Annotated in this window: 11 protein-coding genes and 1 pseudogene; 8 read left to right on the forward strand and 4 right to left on the reverse strand. The window is 34.2% G+C overall.

Features of this window, described 5'->3' with window-relative positions; genetic code table 11:
* Nucleotides 1–52: 52 nt before the first annotated feature.
* On the reverse strand, nt 53–775 hold the full coding sequence (locus EGX95_RS28565) for an amino acid ABC transporter ATP-binding protein (protein ID WP_000616944.1): 723 nt from the start codon (nt 773–775) through the stop codon (nt 53–55).
* 375 nt (nt 776–1,150) lie between these two features.
* On the opposite strand from EGX95_RS28565, the pseudogene EGX95_RS31195 reads away from it, so the two are divergent.
* The 8 genes and pseudogenes from EGX95_RS31195 to EGX95_RS28600 form a co-directional block, all read left to right on the forward strand.
* A pseudogene (locus EGX95_RS31195) lies at nt 1,151–1,336 on the forward strand (HAMP domain-containing protein); the annotation flags it as partial.
* 15 nt (nt 1,337–1,351) lie between these two features.
* A complete protein-coding gene (locus tag EGX95_RS28570; protein WP_407707409.1) occupies nt 1,352–2,278 on the forward strand; it encodes a methyl-accepting chemotaxis protein in 927 nt (308 codons plus the stop codon).
* A 238-nt stretch (nt 2,279–2,516) separates the two neighbouring features.
* Nucleotides 2,517–4,181, forward strand: coding sequence for a glycoside hydrolase family 13 protein (locus EGX95_RS28575; RefSeq protein WP_001044744.1), 1,665 nt, complete (start codon nt 2,517–2,519; stop codon nt 4,179–4,181).
* A 205-nt stretch (nt 4,182–4,386) separates the two neighbouring features.
* Nucleotides 4,387–6,024: a PTS transporter subunit IIBC gene (locus EGX95_RS28580; RefSeq protein ID WP_000705546.1), complete on the forward strand. Its 1,638-nt coding sequence runs from the start codon at nt 4,387–4,389 to the stop codon at nt 6,022–6,024.
* 4 nt (nt 6,025–6,028) lie between these two features.
* Entirely contained in the window at nt 6,029–6,820 is a 792-nt protein-coding gene (locus EGX95_RS28585) for an endonuclease/exonuclease/phosphatase family protein (RefSeq protein WP_000771959.1), read from the forward strand.
* Nucleotides 6,821–7,125: 305 nt separating this feature from the next.
* Nucleotides 7,126–10,071, forward strand: a complete 2,946-nt coding sequence (locus EGX95_RS28590) for a YhgE/Pip domain-containing protein (protein ID WP_123805801.1) — start codon at nt 7,126–7,128, stop codon at nt 10,069–10,071.
* A gap of 191 nt (nt 10,072–10,262) precedes the next feature.
* Nucleotides 10,263–12,452 carry a DNA topoisomerase III gene (gene topB / locus EGX95_RS28595; RefSeq protein WP_001140202.1) on the forward strand — a complete coding sequence of 730 codons (2,190 nt, stop codon included), beginning with the start codon at nt 10,263–10,265 and terminating at the stop codon, nt 12,450–12,452.
* Nucleotides 12,453–13,253: 801 nt separating this feature from the next.
* On the forward strand, nt 13,254–13,583 hold the full coding sequence (locus EGX95_RS28600) for a PadR family transcriptional regulator (RefSeq protein ID WP_000749965.1): 330 nt from the start codon (nt 13,254–13,256) through the stop codon (nt 13,581–13,583).
* A gap of 847 nt (nt 13,584–14,430) precedes the next feature.
* On the opposite strand, the gene EGX95_RS28610 is transcribed toward EGX95_RS28600, so the two are convergent.
* From EGX95_RS28610 to EGX95_RS28620, 3 genes are read right to left on the reverse strand one after another with little or no spacing between them, the layout of a single operon-like run.
* Nucleotides 14,431–15,630: an ABC transporter permease gene (locus EGX95_RS28610; RefSeq protein WP_000054389.1), complete on the reverse strand. Its 1,200-nt coding sequence runs from the start codon at nt 15,628–15,630 to the stop codon at nt 14,431–14,433.
* Entirely contained in the window at nt 15,627–16,307 is a 681-nt protein-coding gene (locus EGX95_RS28615) for an ABC transporter ATP-binding protein (protein ID WP_000631604.1), read from the reverse strand. Before EGX95_RS28615 ends, EGX95_RS28610 begins: the two co-directional genes overlap by 4 nt.
* The gene (locus EGX95_RS28620; protein WP_000941146.1) at nt 16,304–17,491 is read right to left on the reverse strand and encodes an efflux RND transporter periplasmic adaptor subunit; all 1,188 of its coding nucleotides are present in this window, start codon (nt 17,489–17,491) and stop codon (nt 16,304–16,306) included. Before EGX95_RS28620 ends, EGX95_RS28615 begins: the two co-directional genes overlap by 4 nt.
* Nucleotides 17,492–17,843: the final 352 nt, after the last annotated feature.

Raw genomic sequence — 17,843 nt, forward strand, 5'->3', positions numbered from 1 at the left:
TTAGTTGTGCACCGTATGAATGTATTTCTTTTCGTTTGAAACAGAAGTTATATTATAAAACGTTACGTAAAAATTGTTTCGCTCGTTCATGTGATGGAGCTGAAAAGAATTGTGCTGGCGGAGCATCTTCTACAATTTTTCCATCATCCATAAAAATGACGCGATCAGCTACATCTCTTGCGAAATTCATTTCATGAGTAACAATAACCATGGTCATTCCTTCTTCAGCAAGTTCTTTCATAACTTGCAATACTTCTCCAACAAGTTCAGGGTCTAAAGCTGAGGTAGGTTCATCAAATAGCATAATTTTAGGATTCATAGCAAGAGCTCGTGCAATAGCAATACGCTGTTTTTGACCACCTGATAGGAGATGGGGCGTTACATCTGCTTTATCTTGTAGGCCGACTTTTTGCAGAAGCTGATTTCCGATTTCTTTTGCATTTGCTGCTTCTAATTTTTTTACATGAATAGGTGCTTCTATGATGTTTTCTAGTGAGGTCATATGAGGAAAGAGGTTAAAGTGCTGAAAAACCATACCGACATTTTCGCGGACTTTGTTTAAATTTGAATGCTTTGGATCAATTCGTTCACCTTGTAAGTGAATTTCACCTTCATCGTACATTTCTAAAAAGTTAAGACAGCGAAGTAATGTACTTTTACCGGAACCACTGGCACCAATTAAAACGACAACTTCTTTTTCTTGTACTTCTAAATCAATTCCTTTTAAAACGTCAAGTGAGCCAAATGATTTTACTAGATTTCGAACCTGAATCATACAAAACCCCCAGTCAAAAATATATTTTACAAATGTTGCCCCTTATTTCTGTTATTAGTCACAAATTGTCAGAATCCTTTATTTTTTTCGTGGATTTGATATTAAAGAAAATAATAATTTTTTGAAATCTCTATATCCTTCTATAATGAAAATATGGATAATAATATATAGGTAGTACTTATATTACTTATACAAAGGGGGAAAGAAGAGATGGAAAAAGAAAGGAAGACATTTTCCTTTGGCTTACGTACACAACTTATGCTATTCACTACAGTTTTAGCTTTAATTACATATTCAACAAGTATATTTTTTATTTATGTGATATATGATTATTTTCAAAGTTATGTAAGTCAAACTGCATATAATATTATCGTTATGTTATTAGGAGTAGTATGGTCTGGAATTTTAGCATATGGAGCAGCCATATTTTTAATTAAACCGCTTCGAAAGTTAGAGGAGGCGGCGAGAAAAGCGGCTGAAGGAGACATTCGTGAAGATGTTCCGTTACCGAAGACTGATGATGAAATTAAATCTTTAAGTGTTGCATTTAATATGATGCTTGGGAACTTAAGGGGCATGGTAAAAAATATTGATACAACATTTTCGTATACAAACAATCAAGTACAGCAAATTAGAAAACAAACAGGCGAAGCAACGAAACAAGCACAAGGTGTTTCTGAAACTCTTGCAGAGATTTCTTCTGGCGCTGAGCAATCAGCGGCATCAATTCAAGCGATTGTTTCCGCTGTTGATACAACAACTTCTATTGCAAGTGAAGTAGAAGAGAAAGCTAAACAGTCTGATGAGTTGTCTTCAGAAATGGTTCAAGCTTTAGGGCATAGTACTCGTGTCTTTACGTCTTTAATTAAAGGTATTCAAACATTGGCGAAAGAAAATGAAGATTCAATGCAAAATGTACAGAAGTTAGAGGAAAGAATGAAACAAGTAGAACATATTGTATCTGTTGTGAGTGAGATTGCTAGCCAAACGAATTTATTAGCACTTAATGCTTCTATTGAGGCTGCTCGTGCTGGAGAGCATGGACGGGGCTTTGCCGTTGTAGCTGAAGAAGTACGTAAACTTGCAGATGAAAGTGACCACTCTGCAAGAAATATATCGCAGTTATTACGAAATATGCAAGAGGAAGTACAACAAGTTGCAATGAAAATGACAGAACAAGTGAAAATAGCTAAAGAAGAGGCGAAACGTGGGGAGGCTACGGAATTAATTTTAAAAGAAATGTCATCAAGTGTTATGGAAGTAGCGGATGCAACGAAGCAAATTAGTGGTTATATGAATGAACAAGTGAACCACATTCATCAAACAGGAGCACAAACAAAGGCCGTAGCAGCAATTGCTGAAGAAACGTCAGCTGGTTCACAAGAAGTAGCACGTGTGACGTTGCAACAATCTAAAAATATGATAGCAATCGATCAATTATTAAAGGATCTAGAGAAACAAGCAACAGAATTGAAACAGACAATTGAAAGATTTTCAATGTGAAAAGGAAGAACAGCATTTTTGTTCTTCCTTTTTTATATATGAATAAGGTTTGTAATAAGCGTGGACAAGGAGATGAGAAGAATGAGATTTGCCTTTGTGAGAAATAAATAAAGCATAAGAATAAAGAAACTACATAGAGTTCAATGAAAACAGTTGCAAACTATTCATATTTTGTTATGATAGTGTTACGAAAACGTTTGCATAAAATTCCGATGGGATGCAAAAGGAGAGAATGACTATGAATAAGACATGGTGGAAAGAAGCGGTTGCTTATCAAATTTATCCACGTAGCTTTATGGATTCAAATGGCGATGGTATTGGAGATTTACAAGGTATTATTGCGAAACTGGATTATTTAAAAGATTTAGGAATAGATGTAATTTGGATTTGTCCAATGTATAAGTCACCTAATGATGATAATGGTTATGACATTAGTGATTATCAAGATATTATGGATGAGTTTGGGACGATGGAAGACTTTGATGCTTTACTAGATGAAGTTCATAAACGTGATATGAAGCTTATTATTGATTTAGTTATTAATCATACAAGTGATGAACATCCATGGTTTATTGAGTCTCGTTCATCTAAAGACAATCCGAAGCGTGATTGGTATATTTGGCATGATGGTAAAGATGGTGCAGAACCAAACAACTGGGAAAGTATTTTTAATGGTTCGGCATGGGAGTATGATGAAGTAACAGGACAATATTATTTACACTTATTCTCGCGTAAACAACCAGATTTAAACTGGGAGAATAAAGAAGTTCGAGAAGTGCTATACGATACAGTTAATTGGTGGCTTGATAAAGGAATTGATGGTTTCCGAGTAGATGCAATCAGCCATATTAAAAAAGAAGACGGCTTTAAAGATATGCCAAATCCAAGAGGACTAAAGTATGTTCCATCTTTTGATAAACATATGAATGTGGATGGTATTCAACCTTTATTAGAAGAATTAAAAGAAAATACGTTTTCTAAGTACGATATTATGACTGTTGGTGAAGCGAATGGCGTTAAGATTGAAGATGCTGAGCTTTGGGTTGGAGAAGAGCAAGGTAAGTTCAATATGGTATTCCAATTCGAACATTTAAGTTTATGGGATGCAGAAAAGAAGAAAGATCTTGATGTTGTAGGGCTGAAAAAGGTATTAACGAAATGGCAAAAAGGGTTAGAAAATAAAGGATGGAATGCTTTATATATTGAGAATCACGATAAGCCGCGTATCGTTTCAACTTGGGGAGATGATAAACAATATTGGCGTGAAAGTGCAACGGCTCTAGGCGCAATGTACTTCTTTATGCACGGTACACCGTTTATTTATCAGGGACAAGAAATTGGGATGACAAATGTCCAATTACCAAATGTTGAAGATTACGATGATGTTGCAACTAAAAATTTATATCGTGAGAAAATTGCAGAGGGCGTATCCCATCAAGATATGATGGAAATTATATGGGCTTCTTGCCGCGATAATTCACGTACACCTATGCAGTGGAACGATGAGATGAATGCTGGCTTCACAACAGGTGCACCTTGGTTTAGTATGAATCAAAACTACAAAGAGATTAATGTTGAAAAGCAGAAAAATGAAGAAAACTCTATTTTCAATTTCTATAAGAAAATGATTGCCTTGAAAAAAGAGCACGATGTACTGAATTACGGTACGTACGATTTACTTTTAGAAGATGATCCGCAAATTTATGCATATACTCGTACATTAAACGATGAAAAAATAGTCGTAATTAGTAATATCTCAAAAGAGGAAGCTGTGTATAATGAGGATTTATTTGCACTAGAACGCAAACGTTTGCTTTTAAATAACTATGAAGTTGCGGAACATGAACAAGTAACTTCAATCACGTTAAAGCCTTATGAAACAAGGGTTTATCGTATTTCATAATAAAAAAGGATGCTCTTAGAGCATCTTTTTTTATGAAAAATAATAAATTTCTATTGCAAAGTGAAAACGCTTTTATTAAAATAGATTTATGAAAACGGTTGCGTAAAGATAAAAATGAAGTAACATAAGGAATCGTTTTCACAATAGAAACGGAAATTATAATTTAAATCATTATGTTGTTATAAATAAAGGGGAGGAAGAACAGATGAAAATTACGTCTTTTGATTTTTGGCAAAAGTTCGGGAAAGCGTTATTAGTTGTTGTAGCTGTAATGCCAGCAGCTGGTTTAATGATTTCTATCGGTAAGTTAATTGGAATGTCTGCTGGGGATATTAACGCAGTTCATACAATCGCTCGCGTAATGGAAGACATCGGTTGGGCAATTATTACTAATCTACACATCTTATTCGCAGTAGCAATTGGGGGATCTTGGGCGAAAGATCGCGCAGGTGGCGCATTTGCAGCGCTATTAGCATTCGTCTTAACAAACAGAATTACAGGAGCTATATTTGGCGTAAACGCTGAAATGTTAGCGGATTCAAAAGCGAAAGTTTCTTCAGTATTAGCAGGGAACTTAATTGTAAAAGATTACTTTACTTCTGTACTTGGTGCACCAGCATTAAACATGGGGGTTTTCGTAGGGATTATCACAGGTTTCTTAGGAGCTACTTTATATAACAAATATTATAACTATAACAAACTACCACAAGCATTAGCATTCTTTAACGGAAAACGATTCGTACCATTCGTTGTAATTGTTTGGTCTACAGTAACTGCAATTGTATTATCACTTTTATGGCCATTCATCCAAAGTGGATTAAATGAATTTGGTCGCTGGATTGCAGCTTCAAAAGATAGTGCACCAATTGTTGCACCATTTGTATATGGAACGTTAGAGCGTTTACTATTACCATTCGGTTTACACCATATGTTAACAATTCCGATGAACTATACTGAGCTAGGTGGAACATATACGATGTTAACTGGCTCAAAAATTGGACAAGTTGTAGCAGGACAAGATCCTTTATGGCTTGCATGGATTACAGATTTAAATAACTTATTAGCAAATGGAGATACAAAAGCATATAACGATCTATTAAATAATGTTGTACCAGCTCGTTTCAAAGCTGGACAAGTTATCGGTTCAACAGCAGCATTAATGGGTATTGCTTTCGCGATGTTCCGTAATGTTGATAAAGAAAAACGTGCAAAATATAAACCAATGTTCTTATCAGCAGCATTAGCAGTATTCTTAACAGGTGTAACAGAACCAATTGAATTCATGTTCATGTTTATTGCTCCAGTATTATATGTTGTATATGCAATTACAACAGGACTTGCATTCGCATTAGCAGATTTAATTAACTTACGTGTTCACGCATTCGGATTCATTGAGTTAATTACTCGTACACCGATGATGGTTAATGCAGGATTAACTAGAGATTTAATCAATTTCGTTATCGTTTCATTAGTATTCTTCGGTCTGAACTTTACATTATTCAATTTCTTAATTAAAAAGTTCAACTTACCAACACCAGGACGTGCAGGTAACTATATTGATAATGAAGATGAGGCATCAGAAGGAACAGGAAATGTACAAGATGGTTCATTAGCAACAAAGGTTATTGATTTATTAGGTGGAAAAGAAAATATTGCTGACGTAGATGCTTGTATGACACGTTTACGTGTAACAGTAAAAGATTTAGATGTTGTTGCACCAGAAGCGCAGTGGAAACAAAATGGTGCTTTAGGACTTATCGTAAAAGATAAAGGTGTACAAGCGGTATATGGCCCGAAAGCTGACGTATTAAAGTCAGACATTCAAGATATGTTAGGTGCGTAATAATATGAAATTGCTAACTTTAAACTGTCACTCTTGGCAAGAAGAAAATCAAATAGAAAAGATAAAATATCTTGCTAAAGTCATTCAAGAAGAAGAGTACGATGTTATCGCATTGCAAGAAGTAAGTCAGTCGATAGGAGCTAAAAATGTATGCGGTAACAAGAAAGAAGATAATTTTGGACTTTTACTATTAGAAGAGTTAAAAGCGTTACATGTAAAAGATTACAATATTACTTGGGATTTCTCTCATATTGGTTATGATGTGTATGAAGAAGGATTAGCGATTATAACGAAGCATAATGTTGTAAAAGAAGATACGTTCTTTATTTCAGAAAATAAGGATACAGCGTATTGGAAAACACGCAAAATTGTAAGTGCAACAATTGCTTATAATGGTAAGAACATCACGTTTTACTCTTGCCACCTCGGTTGGTGGAATGATGAAGAAGAATCATTTAAAGATCAAGTGAATCGTTTGATGGAGCGTGTAGATAGCAATGAACTTTCCTTCTTAATGGGTGATTTTAATAATAACGCTCGTTTGCAAGGGGAGGGTTATGAATATATGATGCAAAAAGGTTTGTACGACACATATGGACTAGCAATAGAGAAGGATGAAGGAACAACTGTCCAAGGTGAAATTGCTGGTTGGGATGAAAATAAACATAATTTACGAATCGATCTAATATTGTGTAACCGAAGTGAAAAAGTTTGTTCTTCAAAAGTTATTTTTAATGGTACAAACCGAAATATAATTTCAGATCATTTCGGTGTAGAAGTGCAAGTAGATATATAATAGAAGAAATCCTCACAGATAATAAAAAGCTGTGAGGATTTTTTTAGGAATACAAGTATTTCCAAGAGAAAATACTTGTATTTTTTATGACATTTCCTATATATTTGTTATTATTGAATGTAAAACCGATTTGGTCATTTTGTATTCATACTTTGACTTACTTCGTTATATAATGTAGTAAGTTAAAGTTAATGGGAAAAAATAGTTCGTTTTTGGTTAATCCACGATGTAGAAAGTGATATAATTGCAAAATGTATGTATCATTTTCTAAAGAAGGAAAAATATATAATTAGGTGATAACTTCTATGAAACAAATTTGGCGTATTTATAAGACTGATTTACGGAATGTAGCTAAACATTGGGCTGCAATTGTTATTGTTGTAGGGTTAATGATTTTACCATCGTTATATGCATGGTTTAACATTAAAGCTTCTTGGGATCCATATGGAAATACAAAAGAAGTTCCCATTGCAGTTTCTAACCAAGATGCAGGCTCTAATTTAAGAGGGAAAGATATCAATATCGGGGACGAGATTGTAGATTCTCTTAAGAAAAACAAAAATCTTGGTTGGAAATTTGTAGATGAAAAACAAGCAATTTATGGAGTGGAACGCGGGGATTACTATGCAAGCATTACAATTCCAAAAGACTTCTCTGAAAAAATTGCAACTGTTCTGGATGAAAATCCACAGAAACCAGAACTTGATTACTATGTAAATGAAAAGGTAAATGCGATTGCACCGAAGATTACAGCAAAAGGTGCATCAGGTATTACAGAAGAAATTAGTAAAAACTTTGTTAAAACAGCGAACGGTGAGATTTTTAAAATCTTCAATGACCTTGGAATCGATTTAGAAACAAACTTACCAAGTATTGAGAAAGTAAAAGATCTTGTATTTAAGTTAGAAGCGCAGTTCCCAGAAATGAATACACTTATGGATAAGGCGTTAGATGATGCGACTCGAGCAGAGGATGTCGTGAAAGTAGCGCAGAAAGAATTGCCGGTTGTAGAGAGTGTTATTAATGATGGTCAGGATACACTTAAGAGCTTAGATGCATTCTTTGCGAGAAATGATGAAACATTGAATCGTGCCCCGGGAACTATTAAGAATAATTTAATTGCAATGCAAACAGGTTTGAATGGTGCGGCGGCAATTACGGATTTCTTAAAAAATCCATCTGTTGATTTCAATCTGGCACTTCCAGATCCATCTAAACTTCCAGAGTTACCAAATGTAACTATCCCGCAAATACCAGCGCTTCCAGAATTACCGCAAGTGAATGGTGAGGGATATAAAAACATTGCTAAAAATATTAATCAAACTGTAAATAATGTTTTTAGCTCAATACGTGTTGGAACAACTTATGCACAAGGTGTTATAAACGGGTTGCAAAATGGTAATTTCGACCCGGAAAAAGCGAAACAAGATCTTAATAAGGTTTCTGAGAATCTTCAAGATCGTGCGGATAGTGTTTCATATGTAATTGATGTCTTTACTAAATTTAAAGAGTCGGCATCAACTGATTTTGGAAAAGAATTCTTCCAAAAGAGAATAGAAAGATTAACAAGCCTTAAATCAGCTATCGAAAATGCAAATGGGGGCGTTAAAGATATTGCCAATATTATTGGTACAGGGCAAGAAGTGAAACAAGACGTAAGAGATGCTGCTAATAAAAAGTTAGACGCAATAAATAACTTGGTAAATCAAGCAGAAACAGATTATAATGCAACGTTCGTAGCGGATTTTGAAAAAGCAGTAAGCACAGCTGAACAATTAAAAAACAAGGCTGAAGGTGTAAAAGAAGATGCTCAGCAACTGAGAGGAAATTTAAATCAAGATATAAACAAAGCTAATGAGATTTTAAACAATGGTAGAGAAGCTTATGATAAGGCTGTAAATGATTATAGCAGATTAAAAACGGAGCTTGGCAAAGCAAGAGAAGACTTGAATAATAAAGGGATTAACGGATTAGATTCTACAAAAGTAGCTTTAAATGATATAAGAGGAGAGTTACAAGCTGGAAAGAATTTAGTTAATGATATGATTCCTGTTATGGAAAATACGAATAAAGTTTTAGCGGATGTAAATAGTGATAAGAACACGAATAACATGATTTCTAAATTGAATAAATTAAAAGATGATTTACAAAAAGCAATCGATTTAACTGATAAAGGAATTGACGCTATTAATAAAGGTCAAAAGCCAGCAGCAGATGTTATTGAAAGTATTAACGCAGTATCTAAAAGTACTTCGGCCCAAATAAGTGACATCTTAGCTAAATACGATTCAGAAATCGTTCCAAACTTTAATGAAGCAATTGCTCGTACAAAAGAGATGTCTAAAAACACATCTCAAATTTTAAAAGAAGCAGACAAAAAGCTTCCAGATGTTAAAAAAATACTAGAAGATTCATCAAAAGGCTTAGTAGATGGTAAAAAGAAATTAACAGACATTAAAGCTGAAATGCCAGCTACTGAGAAAAAGATTAAAGAATTGGCAGATAAAATTCGTGATTTTGAATCTGAAGAGGATTTAAAAGACATCATACGCTTATTGAAAAACGATGTTGAGAAGCAAAGTGACTACTTTGCGAATCCAGTAAATTTAAAAGAGAATAAATTATTTGCGATGCCGAACTACGGTTCAGCGATGTCACCATTCTATACAGTGCTTGCATTATGGGTAGGCGCATTATTAATGGTTTCATTATTAACAGTAGAAGTACATGAAGAGGGCGCGAATTATAAGAGCCATGAAATTTACTTCGGACGTTTATTAACATTCTTAACGATAGGTCTTTCACAAGCGTTTATCGTATCGATGGGAGATATATTCTTACTCGGTACGTACGTAGTCGATAAGTTCTGGTTTGTATTATTTAGTTTATTTATTGGTGGGGTCTTCGTTTGTATCGTATACTCACTCGTTTCTATTTTTGGAAACGTTGGGAAATCGATGGCGATCATTTTACTTGTACTGCAAGTAGCAGGATCGGGCGGAACATTCCCAATTCAAATGACACCGAAATTCTTCCAAGCAATTTATCCGTTCTTACCGTTCACATATGCAATTAGTGCAATTCGTGAAACAGTAGGCGGAATGCTGTGGGATATTGTAACGCGAGATTTACTTGTATTAAGTGCTTTCGTAGTAGTTATGATTGTAGCTGCGTTATTATTGAAAACACCAATTAACAAATCGAGCGAAAAATTCGTTGAGAACGCAAAAGGAAGTAAAATCATTCACTAACATAAAAGGTTCCTACCGATAGAGGTAGGAACCTTTTTGTTTAATCAAATTTTAATTTCTTTAATGCTTCTGTTTAGTGATTCTTAAACGAGTCATGTCAATTATGACTGATATATAAGGTGCTTCTTACTGCTCTTCTTGAAAACTGTGGTATATTAAACGGTATATAGTTAGTAAAGGAGTTTGAATAAATGGCAAAGAGTGTAGTAATTGCTGAGAAACCATCAGTTGCACGTGATATAGCAAAAGTATTAAAGTGTACAAAAAAAGGTAATGGATTTTTAGAAGGTGACAAATACATCGTGACTTGGGCTCTTGGGCATTTAGTGACGCTTGCAGATCCTGAGACTTATGATAATAAGTATAAAACATGGACTCTTGAAGATCTTCCAATGCTTCCAGAACGTATGAAATTAGTTGTTATAAAACAAACGGGAAAACAGTTTAATGCTGTGAAACATCAACTTACTCGAAATGATGTTAATGAGCTGATTGTGGCTACCGATGCAGGAAGAGAGGGCGAATTAGTCGCACGTTGGATAATTGAAAAAGCAAAAGTAAATAAACCAATTAAGCGTTTATGGATTTCTTCTGTAACAGACAAAGCAATTAAAGATGGTTTTAATAATTTAAAACCAGGTAAAGCTTATGACAATTTATATGCCTCAGCCGTTGCCCGCTCTGAAGCAGATTGGTATATTGGCTTAAATGCTACCCGTGCATTAACAACAAAATTCAATGCTCAATTAAACTGTGGGCGTGTACAAACTCCAACTGTAGCTATTATTGCTGGTCGTGAGGATGAAATTAAAAACTTTAAGGCTCAAACATACTACGGTATCGAAGCGCAAACAAACGATAGGTTAAAACTAACTTGGCAAGATGCAAATGGTAATAGCCGTAGTTTTAATAAAGAAAAAATCGATGATATTGTAAAAAATCTAGATAAACAAAATGCCACTGTTGTGGAAATTGATAAAAAGCAGAAGAAGTCATTCTCTCCTGGTCTTTACGATTTAACTGAATTGCAACGTGATGCCAATAAAAAGTTTGGTTACTCTGCGAAAGAAACATTAAACATTATGCAGAAATTATATGAACAACATAAAGTGCTAACGTATCCTCGTACAGATTCACGCTACATTTCATCTGATATCGTTGGAACACTTCCAGAGCGTCTAAAAGCATGTGGTGTTGGAGAATACCGTCCTTTAGCACATAAAGTATTACAAAAGCCTATCAAACCTAATAAATCATTTGTTGATGATAGTAAAGTGAGCGATCATCATGCGATTATTCCAACAGAAGGATACGTTAACTTTTCAGCATTCACAGATAAAGAACGCAAAATTTATGATTTAGTTGTAAAACGTTTCTTAGCTGTTTTATTCCCAGCATTCGAATACGAGCAACTAACATTACGTACCAAAGTTGGTAACGAAACGTTCATTGCACGCGGAAAAACGATTTTACATGCTGGTTGGAAGGAAGTATATGAAAATCGATTTGAGGATGATGATGTAACTGATGACGTAAAAGAGCAGCTTTTACCTCGTATCGAAAAAGGCGATACATTAACTGTAAAGTTAATTATGCAAACATCAGGCCAAACGAAAGCACCTGCACGTTTTAACGAAGCGACTTTACTTTCAGCAATGGAAAATCCTACGAAATATATGGATACGCAAAATAAACAACTTGCTGATACGTTAAAATCAACTGGTGGATTAGGTACTGTAGCAACGCGTGCTGATATTATCGACAAGCTATTCAATTCATTTTTAATTGAAAAACGTGGTAAAGATATTCACATTACTTCAAAAGGTCGTCAATTACTTGATTTAGTACCAGAAGAGTTAAAATCACCTACACTAACTGGTGAGTGGGAACAAAAGCTAGAGGCAATTGCAAAGGGGAAACTGAAAAAAGAAGTATTCATTTCCGAAATGAAGAACTATACGAAAGAAATTGTTTCTGAAATTAAATCGAGTGATAAAAAATATAAACATGACAACATTTCAACGAAGTCTTGCCCGGACTGCGGTAAACCAATGTTAGAAGTAAACGGCAAAAAAGGAAAAATGCTCGTATGCCAAGACCGTGAATGCGGTCATCGTAAAAATGTATCTCGTACAACAAACGCTCGTTGCCCACAATGTAAGAAGAAACTAGAATTACGTGGTGAAGGTGCAGGTCAAATCTTTGCATGTAAATGTGGCTATCGCGAGAAGTTATCGACATTCCAAGAGCGACGTAAAAAAGAATCTGGAAACAAAGCGGATAAACGCGACGTTCAAAAGTATATGAAACAACAGAAAAAAGAAGAAGAACCATTAAATAATGCATTCGCAGAAGCATTAAAGAAATTAAAATTTGATTAAAATGAGATCATAAAATTTAATTTAGCAGTTAGTTTAAAAACTCCATTTGGAATAAAGGTTATTCCAAATGGAGTTAATTCTTTAAATTATTTTTTTGATCTTATAAAGGAGTTTAATGTTTTCGGTGATTGTTATATAAGAAATTAATAAAAGTAATATTTAATTCTTCAGAACAAGAGTTATCAAGAGTTAATGAAATTTTTGAAAAATTAGATTTAAGGGATGCTCATAATATTATTCTGGTGGGCGCAAGAAAGAATAATAAATGATCTGCATGAATTGCTTAAGTTAATTTAGAACCAAGACCACATTAAAGTGGTCTTTTTCTTTATCAGCTGAAGTACTCTGTTCTATAAAGAGCGGCCATATAAGAACAAACGAAGGAATGGTATTTCTCCGATTAAGGGAAAAGAATACTTGTAGAAGCTACTTGAGGAGACAACTTAGAGGAATTGTCCACCTTTGTAAAATTAATAAATTACCTAAAATGGAAAAGTTAAAATAATCAATGATTCATGTGCATTTTTAGGAGGAAATATTTAGGTTTTTTCCAGCAGGAATCTCAATTGATGAAAGGTTAATATAATAAATTTAAGAAAATTAATACAAAAATAAGTTAACAAAGGTATTTGCTATTAACAAACATATATCTAATAAATACTATAAAAATCGTTCTGTTTTTATGAATGGAAATTTAAAAGTTACGTTCATTATACCTTGCATTACAAGTTATCGTATGTTATTTTTATGTTTATGTTTAAAGCACTTGTATTAAAAGTTAACAGAAGAGAGGGGAATGAAATGAAAAAATCAACACAAATGTTAAAAGGTGTTTTAGATGGATGTATTTTATCCATTATTCAAGAAGGGGAAATATACGGTTACGAATTAAAGGAAAAATTACATAACTATGGCTTTCACTCTTTTAGTGAAGGGACGATATATCCATTATTATTACGTATGCAAAAAGAAGGATTAGTTACGAGTGTATTAAGGGAATCTACGACTGGTCCAAAAAGAAAGTACTATGCGTTATCAAAAATGGGGGAAAAGGAATTGGATAAATTCAAAGAGCGTTGGGACGATTTAAAATTATTTGTTGAAAATGTAATTAATAAGGAGGGGAAGTAGAATTATATGCAAGAAGTCTGCTCAATTTTTAATCGAACTTAGAATGCTGTTATTGTAACAAAGAGTCACCATATCAAAAAAGAAAATTATACGTTTCGAAACAAATTAATCGGTTACTAATGTGACAAATTGTATACTGTCATGAAGATAATCTTATCTATGTCGGCGTATCCGGTAAAAACTTTGTTATTAATACAACAAGTGCAAATGAAAACGTAGTTTTGAATATAAAGAAGATGAGAATTGGAATAGCAAATTTTAATTTACTTAATCCAATTTATAACCCTAAACAAAAAACAGTTAAATTTGATACATAGGATGTTTAAATTGTACTACTAATTCTATATGCAAATGTACCTTTAGTAAATAATGAGCCTAAACTCGTTTATTTAGTTGTTCTGCCAAATGAAGTTAAACTTAAAATAGCCTTAATAAGACCACTAATGATAATAATAGTTGTATAAGGAGTATTATTTCGAAAAAACATCATAAAAACTTAATAATGACCTAATGATTTTTAATCTTAACAATCGCTGTTGATGTATACATAATATTACGCACTGCAACTACCAAAAAGAACTTGTAGCAGTGCTAATAAGAAGAACATGTCTCAAATTTTTTCTCATTCGAATTGTACTCCAGGATCTGTAATCATTTTAAGTAAAGGCGGTTTTTCTTCGCCAACTTTCTGTTTATTTAAACTCACTTCCTTTATAATACATTTTTATATTAATATAAATGGTTATAAGGGGGAGTTTCACATCCTCTTTATTCTCGAGGATGTGAAATGCCTACTAAAACAATGGGTATGTGTAATAGAGAATAACATTCCTACTACACTAGTAATTTATTCATAACGAAGTGCTTCAATTGGATCTAATTTTGCAGCTTTGTTCGCTGGAATTAATCCGAAAATAACGCCGAGTGTTATTGAGAACAATACGCCGCCTATGACAACTTCCCATGAAACAAGTGGTGGCCACTTTGCAAACGTGGAAACAATATATGCACCACCATAACCAAGCCCAATTCCTATCAGCCCACCAAGAAGCGTTAACATAACTGCTTCAATTAAGAACTGTAATAAAATTTTGCTGCGCGTTGCACCAAGTGCTTTACGTATACCAATTTCACGTGTACGCTCCGTTACAGATACGAGCATGATGTTCATAACACCGATACCACCAACAATTAGTGAAATACCAGCGATACCACCGATGATCATTGTCATAATCCCTGTCATCTTTGAAATGCCTTCTTGAAGTTCTTTTAAATTTAGAACCTCGTATTTACCAGTTGCGTCACTTGGTTTGCGGCTGTTTAAGACATCGGCAGCTTTTTTACCTGCTTTCTCTAAATCATTTACATTTTTGGCTTGAACAGAAATATTTTGAATTTCATCTTTCCCATATAGTATTGGCCATAATGAAATTGGAATTAATATTTCTGATGTTCCCATTCCCATAAACTCACTATCTGATTTGTAGATACCAATAATTTGCATTGGTTGTCCCTTTATTTCAATAATTTTACCTACTGGATTGGCATCCTTAAATACCTTTTCTTCCATTTGTTTACTAATCATGACAACGTTATTACCTTGGTCCACATCTGATTCTTGTAAAGAACGTCCCTTTAACAACTTTACTTTATTTACTGCAAAGTACTCACTATCTAATCCAGTAATACTTACCATTTCTTTTTTATCTTCAATATCAAGTGGTTCCATGCTTGAGTTTGTTGTCACAACATGTGTGATCTCTGAGATTTTTTTTATTTCAAAAATATCTTCTTCAGTTATTTTCGGTGCTTCTACCATTTCCATACCAAAAGGATCATTCATATCTGCACTATAATGAATTTGAACAGTTTGATTACCTGAACCAGCAAATTGAGATTTCAGCATCGATTCCCCGCCCTGTCCGATTGCAACGACAGTAATAATCGAACCTACTCCGATAATAATACCGAGCATCGTAAGAGCAGAACGTAGTTTATGAGCTAAAATAGAAGACAGGGCAATTTTTATACTATCTAGTAAACTCATACCGCACACCTTCTATCTTCTGTAACTTTCCCGTCCCGCAGTACAATGCGGCGGGACGAATACGCTGCTACTTCCTCTTCATGCGTAACCATAACAATCGTCGTGCCTTCTGCATTAAGCTTCGTGAAAATATTCATGACCTGCTCACCAGACTTCGTATCAAGTGCACCAGTCGGTTCATCGGCCATAATGAACGTTGGATTATTTGCAATCGCTCTTGCAATCGCTACACGCTGCTTCTGTCCACCTGATAACTCATTTGGTAAATGATGCACACGATCTGCCAATCCAACTTTACCTAACGCCTCCAAAGCACGCTTGCGACGCTCCGCTTTCTTCACGCCACCATATACGAGCGGAAGCTCAACATTTTCCACTGCTGAAAGACGCGGCAGCAAATTAAAATGCTGAAACACAAAACCAATATATTCATTACGAATTAAAGCAAGTTTTGACTCATCTGCTGTTAGGATATTCACGTCGTTCAGCATATATTCGCCTTCTGTTGGACGATCTAAACAACCGATAATATTCATAAGCGTCGACTTACCAGAACCAGACGGCCCCATAATCGAAACAAATTCACCACTCTGAATCGTTAAACTAATACCGTGCAAAATCGGCACTGCCAATTTTCCTTGATAATACGTTTTAGCAATATGATTTAACGTAATCATTTCTCTTTCACTTCCATTCCGTCATACACATCTTCGGAAGGATTTTTAACCACCTTTTGCCCCACTGTTACGCCTTCTACAATCTCTGTCCAGTCTCCATCAGTAGATCCTTTTTTCACATTTTGTTTACGAAGCTTTCCTTTATCCTCAACATAAACAAATGCATCATCGCCCTTTTCTACAATGCTCTTAGTTGGAACAGCAACCATCTTCTTATTCCCTAAATTTACTTGTAGAGAAACGTGATAACCTGGAGATAAACCATCTTGACTATCAAGACTTGCTTTATATGTATATTGAGACATATTTTGAGTTGCCTCACCTACACCACCGGCTTGAGCCATCTCTGCACTTGTTGGAAACTCACTTACCTCTGTAATCTTACCTGTCCATTTCTTCTTATTATTTGCTTTCGCCGTTACAGTAAATGTTTGATCTTTTTGAATTTGTGACTTCTGAAGCTCAGTTAACGTCCCTTGAATTTGGAACGGATCTTTAGAAGCAATTTGTAAGAATGCTTTCCCCTGACCACCTACCGCTTGAGATGAGCTTTGTGCAGCATCTTTATCTAACTTTTGAACAACACCAGCAAAATTACTATAAATCGTAAGTTCTTTCTGTTGCTTTTTTAATTCTTCTGCTTGCAACTTTCCTTTTTCTTTCTCAAGCTCAGTTGTCTTTTGCTGCATTTCTAGTTCATTTAGTTGCTCTTCCAGTGGATTTATGATTTCTGTAGTAGCACCGCTATCTTTTGTCTTCTTAATTTCTTGCTTCAATGAATCTATTTTCTTCTTGCTTTGATTGTATCGCATATCTGCCATCTTTTGATCAAGCTCAGCTTGTTTCATCTTTAAATTAATTTCCTCATTATCATAAGAGAATAACTTCGTACCTTTTTCTACCTCTTGTCCTTCTTTTACCGTAATATCCTTCACTTTTCCTTTAGTCGAATCTGTGTAGAATCCTTCAATATTTCCTGGTTTCACTTGTCCGGAAATTAACTTCGTATTATTAAGTTTACGTTCTGATACCTTTTCGAAACTTACAGTACCTGTCTTAACCTCGCCTTTCTTCGTACTTTGCATGACAAAAATGTTAATAGCTGCAACAATAGTAATTAAAATAATAACACTAACAATAATCCTTTTCTTCTTATTTGAAGTATGGACTTGATTTTGTAACATAACGTATCTCCTTTACAATAATTTATTTTTAATTTGTATAGTAATTAAATACTATAACAAAATTTGTAAAATAACATAATAAGATAACCATTCCTAATTTCTTACTTATCGTATTAATAATGCGGTTGAAAAGAAATTTCATTCAACTAGAATAGGAAATTTATATTATTTTCTTTCAAACTGATCTAGCGTAATTAAATTGCTTTCTCAGTAAATTAAATAACCAAATATATTTTAATATGAACTTTTTAACTTCGTAAAACTAATTTTATAAATATGCAAATTTACATATTTATAAAATGTTTTTTTATGGTATTATTTTCTAGTACCCGGGGAACAACATAAAAAATAG

Source organism: Bacillus sp. FDAARGOS_527 (genome assembly GCF_003812125.1).
GTDB lineage: Bacteria > Bacillota > Bacilli > Bacillales > Bacillaceae_G > Bacillus_A > Bacillus_A paranthracis.